The 9,897-nt window shown below is 63.4% G+C and carries 13 protein-coding genes; 7 read left to right on the top strand and 6 right to left on the bottom strand.

The window, feature by feature from the left end; translation table 11 throughout:
- The first annotated feature begins 219 nt into the window (after nt 1-219).
- On the top strand, nt 220-459 hold the full coding sequence (locus tag EAF64_RS00065; RefSeq protein WP_129066953.1) for a hypothetical protein: 240 nt from the start codon (nt 220-222) through the stop codon (nt 457-459).
- Between the two features lie 4 nt (nt 460-463).
- Here EAF64_RS00065 and EAF64_RS00060 read toward each other — a convergent pair whose 3' ends face one another.
- Nucleotides 464-1,099 (bottom strand): response regulator, encoded by a 636-nt coding sequence (locus EAF64_RS00060; protein ID WP_129066952.1) that lies wholly within the window; start codon nt 1,097-1,099, stop codon nt 464-466.
- Nucleotides 1,100-1,586: 487 nt separating this feature from the next.
- Between EAF64_RS00060 and EAF64_RS00055 the strand changes: the two genes are divergently transcribed.
- The 4 genes from EAF64_RS00055 (at nt 1,587) to EAF64_RS00040 (ending at nt 4,523) form a co-directional block, all read left to right on the top strand.
- Nucleotides 1,587-2,726, top strand: coding sequence for a S1C family serine protease (locus EAF64_RS00055; protein WP_129066951.1), 1,140 nt, complete (start codon nt 1,587-1,589; stop codon nt 2,724-2,726).
- Between the two features lie 70 nt (nt 2,727-2,796).
- Nucleotides 2,797-3,357 carry a DUF420 domain-containing protein gene (locus EAF64_RS00050; protein ID WP_129066950.1) on the top strand — a complete coding sequence of 187 codons (561 nt, stop codon included), beginning with the start codon at nt 2,797-2,799 and terminating at the stop codon, nt 3,355-3,357.
- A gap of 123 nt (nt 3,358-3,480) precedes the next feature.
- A complete protein-coding gene (locus EAF64_RS00045; RefSeq protein WP_129066949.1) occupies nt 3,481-3,996 on the top strand; it encodes an Lrp/AsnC family transcriptional regulator in 516 nt (171 codons plus the stop codon).
- Nucleotides 3,997-4,220: 224 nt separating this feature from the next.
- A complete protein-coding gene (locus EAF64_RS00040; protein ID WP_129066948.1) occupies nt 4,221-4,523 on the top strand; it encodes a transcriptional regulator in 303 nt (100 codons plus the stop codon).
- A 64-nt stretch (nt 4,524-4,587) separates the two neighbouring features.
- Here EAF64_RS00040 and purF read toward each other — a convergent pair whose 3' ends face one another.
- The 4 genes from purF to EAF64_RS00020 all read right to left on the bottom strand — a co-directional run bounded on the left by purF (nt 4,588) and on the right by EAF64_RS00020 (nt 7,576).
- On the bottom strand, nt 4,588-6,033 hold the full coding sequence (gene purF, locus EAF64_RS00035) for an amidophosphoribosyltransferase (protein ID WP_129066947.1): 1,446 nt from the start codon (nt 6,031-6,033) through the stop codon (nt 4,588-4,590).
- 24 nt (nt 6,034-6,057) lie between these two features.
- Nucleotides 6,058-6,231, bottom strand: a complete 174-nt coding sequence (locus EAF64_RS00030; RefSeq protein ID WP_129066946.1) for a 50S ribosomal protein L37e — start codon at nt 6,229-6,231, stop codon at nt 6,058-6,060.
- Complete coding sequence (locus tag EAF64_RS00025; RefSeq protein ID WP_077204959.1) at nt 6,228-6,413, bottom strand: LSM domain-containing protein; 186 nt, start codon at nt 6,411-6,413, stop codon at nt 6,228-6,230. Before EAF64_RS00025 ends, EAF64_RS00030 begins: the two co-directional genes overlap by 4 nt.
- Nucleotides 6,414-6,511: 98 nt before the next feature.
- Nucleotides 6,512-7,576 (bottom strand): M20/M25/M40 family metallo-hydrolase, encoded by a 1,065-nt coding sequence (locus tag EAF64_RS00020; protein WP_129066945.1) that lies wholly within the window; start codon nt 7,574-7,576, stop codon nt 6,512-6,514.
- A 118-nt stretch (nt 7,577-7,694) separates the two neighbouring features.
- Between EAF64_RS00020 and EAF64_RS00015 the strand changes: the two genes are divergently transcribed.
- The gene (locus EAF64_RS00015; protein ID WP_129066944.1) at nt 7,695-7,949 is read left to right on the top strand and encodes a hypothetical protein; all 255 of its coding nucleotides are present in this window, start codon (nt 7,695-7,697) and stop codon (nt 7,947-7,949) included.
- Nucleotides 7,950-7,999: 50 nt separating this feature from the next.
- Here EAF64_RS00015 and EAF64_RS00010 read toward each other — a convergent pair whose 3' ends face one another.
- Nucleotides 8,000-8,230, bottom strand: a complete 231-nt coding sequence (locus EAF64_RS00010) for a hypothetical protein (RefSeq protein WP_129066943.1) — start codon at nt 8,228-8,230, stop codon at nt 8,000-8,002.
- Nucleotides 8,231-9,080: 850 nt separating this feature from the next.
- Here EAF64_RS00010 and sufB point away from each other — a divergent pair.
- A partial coding sequence (gene sufB / locus EAF64_RS00005; protein ID WP_129066942.1) for a Fe-S cluster assembly protein SufB occupies nt 9,081-9,897 on the top strand: 817 nt, incomplete at its 3' end.

The raw sequence follows: 9,897 nt of genomic DNA, 5'->3' as shown, positions 1-9,897 counted from the left end.
CCGATACGAGTGCAGGTGCACTCCCCTTGGGACTGCATCCACGCATATTCCTTTCCGACGCAAAACCACGAGCAGTTAGTACGCACTGTCAAATCCGATGACGTCACTGTCCCGTAGGGGTCCACCGGTGAGTGGCGACCGCGAACGCCGTCACGAACGAGACGACGTACCCGACTCCACTATGCGGGAGGTTAATTCACTGGAACCCGACCCGCAGATATGGACACACACGAAGCGACGTTCGAAATCGACTCGAAACGGGACGCCTACGCCGTACGGACCGTTCTCGAACGGGTCCACGATACGATCCGAGAGGAGTCGAAGACTGTCCGGGCGGGGTCGGACGAGGGACGGCAACTGATGGCGCAGTTCAGATCGCTACGGGATGAAGCGAGAGATCACCGGCCGGGGACACTGACGATAACGTACGAGATCTCCGACGAACAGTTCGAGGGCTGACCCGCTATTCCTCGGCTTCGTCCTCGTCGATGCCGGGGATATCCGGCACGCTCCGGTCGCTCGAGGCGTCCATCTCGGTCACTTTGATCGTGCCCGACACGTCCGAGAAGCTCTCTTCGAGGTCGGACATGTCGACGCCGACCTGTTCGCGGCGGTCGTCGAGGCGTTGTTTGATCTTCGCGTACTCGTCGCTGGCCTCCAGTTCCGCGCTGGATTTCTCCTTTTCGAGCGTCGCCTTCTTCGAGACGAGCGCGAGGAACCGGCGGAAGTCGTCGTCGTAGGTCGCCCGTTCGAGCATCTCGTTGACGACTTCGTTGAGCTCCTCGCGTTCGATGGGCTTGACGAGGTACTCGTCGAAACCCATGTCGATGATGTCGAAGTCCGGATCGACCGCTGTCAGCATGACGACCCGGCAGTCCAGTTGGCGGGATTCGATCTCTTCGAGGACGGCGTCACCGGACACCTCCGGCATCCGCCGGTCCAGCAACACCACGTCGACTGTCTCGTCGAGTTCGTCGAGTGCCTCTTTCCCGTTGTAGGCGGTCCGGACGTCGTACTCGTCCGACAGAAACGCCGTGTACGTGTTCGCGATAGCCCTGTTGTCGTCCACGACGAGGACGACTGGCGATCCCTGACTCATCTGTTGATCACGCCGTACTGGCAGGCACCCGACAACACCACGAATTCGCGAACCATTCTTGTTTCTCGTATAACCGCAAGTCAAGAAATAGATTGGGGGAAATACGCGGTCCGAAGGGGGCTCGTTTCGGTAAAGCGGTAATTTTCACTGAATAATCCCTGATGTTTCCGTTACATCTCCCCTCCGGTGAACGGGCCTGGAGCCGCCCCGACCCGGCCGCCCCAGCTCTGGTTATCAATGGGGATAATTGGGTGGATACGTTTATTACCTCCCTCTCGTGAATCGTAAGTGCTGGCACAGTGGTGGCGTACCACTCCCACCACCTACCCACCCACCCCACCCACCCCCACTCACCCTACTTTCACCCCCTGTCGTTCCCACCCACCCCACACGCCCTCCCTCACTCTTTCGATAACGCGGAGTAACGACGACGAGCGTCTCTGGTCGGATCGCCGGTCTTTATCCACCCGCATCCTAACGGCTCGGTATGGGTAGTGAGCAGTTGACACGGCGGCGGTTGCTGGCAGCGGCTACCGGCGTCGCCGCCGGTGTCGCCGGTTGTAACACCCCTCGATCTGGGACGTCGGAGTCGGGGAACGTCTCGAACCCGGCCGCGACGGAGTTGCTCAACACGACGCCCGAATCGCAGTCGGTCTACACGGACGTGTACAGACGGACCATCGACTCGGTCGTCCTGATCCGTGTCTACGCCGATTCACGGGGCAGGGTGGGTGAGGGCTCCGGATTCGTCTACGACGACCGGTACATCGTCACGAACGAACACGTCGTGACGGACACGCGGGGGGCCGTCCTCGAACCGGGGAGCATCTTCGACGAGATCCGCGTGCAGTTCACCGGCGGGCAGTGGCGGGCCGCCGAGGTCGTCGGGACCGACGCTTACAGCGACCTCGCCGTACTCGACGTCCAGAGCGTCCCGGACTCGGCGACCCCACTCTCGCTCATCGGCGGCGAGGTCGCCATCGGACAGCCAGTTATCGCGATTGGAAATCCGCTGGGATACACCGGGTCGATGACCACGGGCGCAGTCAGCGGCGTGGACCGCTCCCTGCCCGCGCGCAACAACTTCCGCATCCCGGACGCGATCCAGACCGACGCGCCGGTCAACCCCGGCAACAGCGGCGGCCCGCTGGTGACGCTGGACGGGGAGGTCGCGGGCGTCATCAACTCCGGCGGCGGCGACAACATCGGCTTCGCCATCTCGGCCGCGCTGATGAAACGCGTCGTTCCGTCGTTGATCGAGACCGGAGACTACGAGCACTCGTTCATGGGCGTCAGCCTCACCAGCGTCACGCCGTCGATCGCCGAGGCCGAGGGCCTCTCCGACGCCGACGGCGTCTACATCGACGACGTGCGCCCCGAGGGCCCCGCCAGCGGCGTCCTCCAGGGCTCGACCGGGGACACGACCATCGACGGCGTTCGCGTCCCGACCGGCGGCGACGTGATCGTCAGCATGGGCGGCCAGCCGGTCCAGAGCCAGGAGGTACTGTCGACCTACCTCGCGCTGGTGACCAGTCCGGGTGACACCATCCCCGTGGAAGTCATCCGCGACGGGCGACGAACGACCGTCCAGCTCACCCTCGGCGAACGTCCCGAGCCGTACGCCTGAGCCGGCAGCTACGGTCCCGCCCTCGGCGCGAACGGAAACGCCCATTCCGGTTCGGTCCGTGCTGTCGGCCATGGAACTGCGCGCACGAGACCGTGTCCCCGAGTTGACCGGCCTGTTGACCGTCGTGGCGCTCGCGCTTGTGTTCGGTGCCGTCCTCGGCGTGATCCCCCGGGCCGCGCTCCCGAAGGCTCCCGACTGGTTCATCGCGGCTATCCCGCACGTCAACGCCGTCGTGAGCGTCCTGGCTATCGCCGTGATCCTCGCCGGCTGGCGCGCGATTCGTAGCGGGCGGGTCACCCGCCATCGCAACGCGATGCTCACTGCCCTCGTGTTGTTCGCCACCTTCCTCGTGCTCTACCTCTACCGCGTGAGCCTCGAAGGGCCGACCGACTTCCCGGGCCCGGCCGCCATCGAACAGTTCGTCTACTTCCCCATCCTCGGCATCCACATCCTGCTGGCCATCGTCTGCATTCCGCTCCTGTTTTACGTTCTCTTGCTCGCCCTGACTCGGCCGGCTGGCGAGCTCTCGGCGACGAATCACCCGCGGGTCGGCCGCGTCGCCGCGTCGCTGTGGCTCGTCTCGTTCGCCCTCGGGACCGTCGTCTACCTGTTGCTGTACGTGCTGTTCTGAGCGAGTGTTCGGCGGTCGATTCCGCGAGCCGACACTGTCCGGCAAGCGACTGACGATCACGTCGCTACTGGTCTCAGCAACACCGATAATCAGCTTTTGAAGGTCCAGTTCGACAGTACAGCTATGGGACGCGAACTGGACGACGTGGACCGGAGCATCCTCTATCTCCTCCAACGGGACGCACGCAACACGACGGCTCAGGAGATCGCAGACACCGCAGGCGTCTCCGCCAGCACCGTCCGGAACCGAATCGAGCGACTCGAAGCCGACGGCATCATCCGGGGCTACCACCCCGAAATCGACTACGAGGCGGCGAACCTGCCGCTCCAGCTGACCTTCGTCGTCACCGCACCCCCGAAAGAGATCAAACACTACTCCGAACAGATTCGTGGCATCAAAGGCATCATCGACGTCCGGGAGATGCTGACCGGCCGGCGCAACCTCTTCGTCGACGCCGTCGGGACGAGCACCAGCGACATCACCCGGATCACCGATTCGATCCACGACCTGGGCGTCGAAATCGAGAGTTCCGAGATGATGCGCCGCCGATACGTCCAGCCGTTCAATCACTTCTTCCTCCAGGGGACAAGAGAGATGGAAGCGCGGGACGACGTGGCTCACGACGAAGACCCGAAGTGACGGTCGTTCGACCGGGCTGTCGATTACGCAACGAACCACCCCGGTCACTCCGGTCGAGGGAATCGTCGGGTGTGGAATCCGGTGGCGCAGTGGTCCGAAACTGTGGCAACTGCAATCTGATTGTTCACGTCCACAACAGCGTTATACGCTGCAATGTCCGATTGTCACGCGAGGGAAACGAGCGTTCGATCACCGAACGACCGTCACGACCCAGCGAGACTATCATGAACGACACCACATTCGACGCGCTGGCGGACGAGACACGACGAGCAGTGCTGACCGACCTTCTGGTGGAATCGAACCCTCAACCCGACGGCGTCGGAACGCAAGACGACGAGCGCACTGACGGGCACGCCGATCGCGCCGAGATGTATCACGTCCACCTCCCAAAACTGGAAGCGTGCGGTCTCATCGAGTGGCACCGGGCGTCGTCCGAGATCGTCAATGGACCGCGGTTCGACGACGCCCGCCCCCTCGTCGAATTCGCTGCCGAACACACCAACTCCGAGAAAGTGACCCAACGGTGACGACGCAGGACAGTAACCGATCGGAAAAGCTGCGACGAAGAGCGTTCGCCGCCCGCCGTCGATCTCAGTCGTCCGCGCTGGCCGCCGTCCCGATGGCGGGCCGATCGACCTCGCGGTCTTTGGCCTCGCCGTCGATGTCGTAGGGGTACTCTCCGGTGACACAGCCCAGACAGAGGTCCGCCTTAGACTTCGAGAGCGCGCCGGCGATGGCGTCGATCGAGAGATAGGCGAGCGAGTCGGCGCCGATCTCGTCGCGGATGTCCGCGACGGACTGGTCGGCTGCGATCAACTCCTCGCGCGAGGCCATGTCGATCCCCATGTAACACGGGGCGACGATGGGCGGCGCACCGATCCGGACGTGGACCTCTTCGGCGCCGGCGTCGTAGAGCAACTCCACCAGCTGGTTCGAAGTCGTCCCCCGGACGATGGAGTCGTCGATCAGCGTGACGGTCTTGCCCTCGACCGTCGACTTGATCGGGTTGAGCTTCAGCCGCACCGCCCGCTCGCGTTCGTCCTGGGTCGGCATGATGAACGTCCGACCGACGTAGCGGTTCTTCATCAGCCCCTCGGCGAACTCGACGCCGTCGGCGTCGGCGTCCTCGTTGGCCGCCTCGGCGTAGCCCGAGGCGAAGGCACGCCCGGAGTCGGGGACCGGCATCACCACGTCGGAGTCGATGCCGCTCTCGTCCCACAGCGCGCGCCCGAGGTCCCGTCGCACCTCGTAGACCAGTTGTTCGTCGATCACCGAGTCCGGTCGCGCGAAGTAGACGTGCTCGAAGAAGCAGTGGGCCGTGTTCTCGGGCTGGACGAGTTGATACGTGTCGTAGCCCGTCCCGTCGGCGTGGAGGACGACGAGCTCGCCCGGCCGCACGTCACGGATCAACTCGCCGTCGAGGGTGTCGATGGCCGCCGATTCGGAGGCCAAGACGTAGCCGTCTTCGAGTTCGCCGATACAGAGCGGGCGATTGCCTTCTGGGTCGCGCACGCCGAGCACGGTGTCGTCGTGCATGATCGTCAGCGAGTACGACCCGTGAATCCGGCTCATCGTCCGCTTGACGGCGCGCACCAGGTCCTCTTCGAGGAGGTTGCGCGCCAGGTCGTGGGCGATGACCTCCGTGTCACCGTCGGACGTGAACGCGTGGCCGAGATCCGCGAGCTGGTCGCCCACCTCGTCGGCGTTGACGAGGTTGCCGTTGTGGCTCAGGCCGAGCGATCCGCTCTTGAACGAGACCGAGAATGGCTGGGCACAGCAGGCGTTGACGCTGCCGGCGGTCGGGTACCGGACGTGGCCGATCCCCTGTGAGCCGTTCAGTTGCTCGAGGTCGCTCTGCTCGAAGGCGTCGCCGACGAGTCCCATCTCGACGTGGGAGTGCTGTTGAAACCCGTCGTGGGTGACGATGCCGGCCGACTCCTGGCCGCGGTGCTGGAGGGCGTACAGAGAGTAGTAGAGCGGGCGGGCGGCGTCTCGGTCTTCTAGCGATACGCCGACGACGCCGCACTTCTCGTGCATGGTGGGTGGTGAGGTGTCCGTCCGTTACTCGCCGGCCTTCTCCTGCCAGGCGTAGTCACGGCGCTTGGCGGATTTGCCGAACCCACAGGACGAACAGACTTTCTTTTTCGTGTGATACGACTTTTCGCCACACCGGCGACACTTCGTGTGTGTCGTGGTGTTTTTCTTCCCCTGGCTCGGGGTCCCTGCACCGGTCATGGGTTGATCGAAACCACGTTATCGCCGCGTATAATCGTTGTGTCTTCACCTTCCTCGATGACCAGGTTCATGTGCTGGTCGTAGCCGGTGAGCTCTCCCTCGTACATTTCGCCCCCTTTCAGTTGGACTGTCACACTCGAACCGAGTGCCGCCTCGAGGACATCCAGCGGTCGTCCACTCATACCGAAACCGGGTGCCGACTCACGTATAAACGTACCGCTATTCCAACGTGCGATAGGTCGCTCGATTCTCAGGTTTTCTCCGGTTCGACGGTCGCTGCCTACGGCTCCACCGCGAACGGCGCGAACTCTTCGGCCCGTTCGACGGCCGCCGTGATCACGTCCACGGCACTCGTCAGGTCGCCCGTGTCGATCACTTCCACCGGCGTGTGCATGTACCGAGTCGGGATGCCCACGTTCACAGAGGGGATCCCGCCCCGCTGGACGAAGATCGAGTTCGCGTCGGTCTTGGTGGTGTTGCTCGCCGCCTCTAACTGGACCGCGATGTCCTCGTCGGCCGCCACGGTCCGGAGCGCGTCGACGAGTGTCGGATGGTCGGGCAGTCCCCGGCGAATGGATGGCCCCGCACCCAGTGCTACGTCCACGTCGCGTTTGGCCGCGAGACCGGGCGTGTCCGTCGCGTGAGTCACGTCCACGACGACCGCGGCATCCGGATCGAGATCGAAGCCGATCATCTGCGCCCCGTTACCGCCGACCTCCTCCTGGACCGTGCTGACCGCTTTCACCGTGGCGGCCACGTCCTTCTCGACGGCTCGTCGGAGGGCCTCCGCGGCGCTCCAGGTGCCCACGCGGTTGTCCATCGCCCGGCCGGTGAGCCGGGTGCTCTGCAACTCCTCGACCCCGGACGCCACGGTCAGGGGATCGCCGACGTCGACGAGGTCGCGCGCCTCCTCGCCGTCCGCGGCCCCGATGTCCACGTACTGCTCGGTGATCTCGGCGACGTCGTCGTCCTCGCCGTCGCGGAGGTGGATCGCGGTCTGACCGATCACGCCCGCGACCGGTCCGTCGTCGGTACGGACCGTGACGTGCTGGCCCTGCGAGACGGTCTTGTCGGTTCCGCCGACCCGCGAGAGGTGCAGGAAGCCGTCGTCGTCGATCCGGCGGACGACGAACCCGATCTCGTCGCCGTGGCCCGTCACCACGATAGTCGGTGCGTCGGGGTCGCCCTCGTGGACCGCGACGGCGTTGCCGTAGGCGTCGGTTCGCACGTCGTCGGCCACGTCCGAGAGGTGATCGATCCACACCCGCTGGGCGGCGGTCTCGAAGCCCGTCGGTGCGCCGGTCTCCAGCAATTCGTAGAGGAATTCGCGTCGTCGCTCGTCCATACCGTCCCCTGCACCGGGCCGAACAAGAACCCGGCGACCGGGCAGTCCGGTCCGAACCCGGGCGGCCCAGGGTCGCCGCCTCCCCAAACCGTAAGCCCGCTCGCGTGGAACCGTCAGTATGGCCGACATCACACTGTTCGAGCTCCACCTCGACGACGCATCGTTCTCCAACTCCGCCCCCTTCTTCGGCGGGTCGGGCGACGGCGAGGACGTGACCGAGGCGGACGACGCCGACGAATCCGGCAGTGGTGCGGCGAGCAAGCTGTACCTCCTGCTGGCGCTAGGTGCCATCGTGGGGCTGGCCTGGTTGGCCTCCCGAAGCGAGGTCGCTGAGGAGATCGAGATCGACGAGGAGATCGAGCTGACCAGCTGACGAGTCCGTGCCACGATCCTCGTGCTTCGGTTCCCCGCTCGCCAGTCGTCTCAGTCTTCGAGGCCGAAGTCCGCGAGCGAGTGCGTGTGGTGCCACACTGCGACCACCTCGTCCGTGTCGAACGTGAGGACGCCGTCGGTCAGCTGAATCCGTACCGTCCCATCCTCGATCTCCGTGTCGTGGAGGTGCATCTCCAGCGGTTCGTCGAACTCCGAAACTGCGAGCATCAGTTCACCCTTCTGTTCGAGCTTCGTCCGCAGGTCGTCAGTATCGACTACCATCGCAACTACGACTTCGTTCGGAATTGGCTAAAGCATTTTTCTAATTCCTAAAATATAGTTTTGCACGCAACGTTTTAATGGATCGGTGACCCGGAGAAGCGACCGACACTGCCTCGACTTCGTCCACTGGTCGTACGCGACCCACCACCGGGTAGTGTCGAGGTGTGATCGACCAACTGCCACACTGGTATTCCGTCACTCTAGAACCACTCGACACACACTGAACGGTCACCCGTACGCGTGTTTCTGACTCACGCTAACCGGCAGAATCTTGTGACGACGAGAACGGACGTACACGCATATCAGTGGAGCCCTCCACCATCACCGATCTCGCCGACCACATCTCAGCACTCCTGTCCGGTATCGCTGGCTGGCTGTTACTCGGACTAGGGACGTTCGGGATCTTCGGAACACTCTTTCGGCACCTGAACCCGTCGGTACCATCGAATACCGTTCTCTCAGCCGCGGTAGCCCTCGTATCAGTAATACTCGTCCTGTCTGGGACCTACGTACATCCACGCCTCCGCCACCGCCTGAACGGCTGGATATCACAGTCGAGTAACACGACCCTGTGCACAGTACGTACGTCCTCCCGTCCGGGAGTGCAGAGCGTTCCACGGTGAAAACGACGTCCCCGGAAGTAGCCTCAAGTCACATAGTTAACACGTGTTCTGGTCCGTTCCCGTGTGAGCGAGCACCCAGCGCCAACTCACAGTTCGTGACACCAGACAGCGACCGCTCTCCACCGGTCGTGAGTATATTTTCCGTTTAGAAAAAGTAACCGCCAAAGGTTACTAAATCTCTTTCGCGTTACCTAGATTTTTAACGTGTCGGTCCAAACTATTTTCGTATGAGTTCAGATCAAGACCACCTCAAGGAGACCGACACGGAAGCCCGATTCGAGTTCAAGAAGGAGGAGAGTTCCGCCTTCAAATCCGAGAAGGGCCTCACCGAAGAGACCATCCGGGTCATCAGCGAGGACAAGGACGAGCCCGAGTGGATGCTCGACCGGCGTCTGCGCGCACTGGCGCAGTTCCAGCAGATGCCCATGCCCGACGACTGGCCGGGCGCACCCGACCTGTCCGAGGTCGACATCGACGAGATCGTTCCCTACATCCGCCCGGACATCGAGACCCGCGGTGGCGCCGAAAACTGGGAGGACCTCCCCGACGAGATCCAGGACACCTTCGACAAACTGGGTATTCCCGAGGCGGAGAAGAACGCTCTCTCGGGCGTGGGTGCCCAGTACGAATCGGAGATCGTCTACCAGAACATGCAGGAGCGCTGGGAGGAGAAAGGCGTCATCTTCTGTGACATGGACAAGGCCGTCCAGGAACACGAAGAGATCGTCAAGGAGTACTTCATGACCAAGGCCGTGCCGCCCAGCGACAACAAGTTCGCGGCGCTGCACGGCGCGGTCTGGTCCGGCGGGTCGTTCGTCTACGTCCCCGAGGACACCACCGTGGAGATGCCCGTGCAGGCGTACTTCCGGATGAACTCCGAGGGGATGGGTCAGTTCGAGCACACGCTGATCATCGCCGAGGAGAACTCCGAAGTCCACTACATCGAGGGCTGTTCCGCACCGAAGTACTCGGCGTTCAACCTCCACAGCGGGGGCGTCGAGGTGTTCGTCAAGGAGAACGCTCACGTCCAGTACTCGACGGTGC

The sequence above is a fragment of the Halorientalis pallida genome, assembly GCF_004118325.1.
Lineage (GTDB): Archaea > Halobacteriota > Halobacteria > Halobacteriales > Haloarculaceae > Halorientalis > Halorientalis pallida.
The sequence above is the reverse complement of the archived record's forward strand: the minus strand, read 5'-3'. Positions and strand labels throughout refer to the sequence as shown.

Bases quoted from the DNA above. Each gene is read 5' to 3' on its own strand.
- EAF64_RS00040 (WP_129066948.1), top strand. From the start codon at position 4,221: ATGAACGACACCACATTCGACGCGCTGGCGGACGAGACACGACGAGCA.
- EAF64_RS00055 (WP_129066951.1), top strand. From the start codon at position 1,587: ATGGGTAGTGAGCAGTTGACACGGCGGCGGTTGCTGGCAGCGGCTACC.
- EAF64_RS00020 (WP_129066945.1), bottom strand. From the start codon at position 7,576: ATGGACGAGCGACGACGCGAATTCCTCTACGAATTGCTGGAGACCGGC.
- purF (WP_129066947.1), bottom strand. From the start codon at position 6,033: ATGCACGAGAAGTGCGGCGTCGTCGGCGTATCGCTAGAAGACCGAGAC.
- EAF64_RS00045 (WP_129066949.1), top strand. From the start codon at position 3,481: ATGGGACGCGAACTGGACGACGTGGACCGGAGCATCCTCTATCTCCTC.
- EAF64_RS00050 (WP_129066950.1), top strand. From the start codon at position 2,797: ATGGAACTGCGCGCACGAGACCGTGTCCCCGAGTTGACCGGCCTGTTG.
- EAF64_RS00025 (WP_077204959.1), bottom strand. From the start codon at position 6,413: ATGAGTGGACGACCGCTGGATGTCCTCGAGGCGGCACTCGGTTCGAGT.
- EAF64_RS00015 (WP_129066944.1), top strand. From the start codon at position 7,695: ATGGCCGACATCACACTGTTCGAGCTCCACCTCGACGACGCATCGTTC.
- EAF64_RS00065 (WP_129066953.1), top strand. From the start codon at position 220: ATGGACACACACGAAGCGACGTTCGAAATCGACTCGAAACGGGACGCC.
- EAF64_RS00060 (WP_129066952.1), bottom strand. From the start codon at position 1,099: ATGAGTCAGGGATCGCCAGTCGTCCTCGTCGTGGACGACAACAGGGCT.
- EAF64_RS00030 (WP_129066946.1), bottom strand. From the start codon at position 6,231: ATGACCGGTGCAGGGACCCCGAGCCAGGGGAAGAAAAACACCACGACA.
- EAF64_RS00010 (WP_129066943.1), bottom strand. From the start codon at position 8,230: ATGGTAGTCGATACTGACGACCTGCGGACGAAGCTCGAACAGAAGGGT.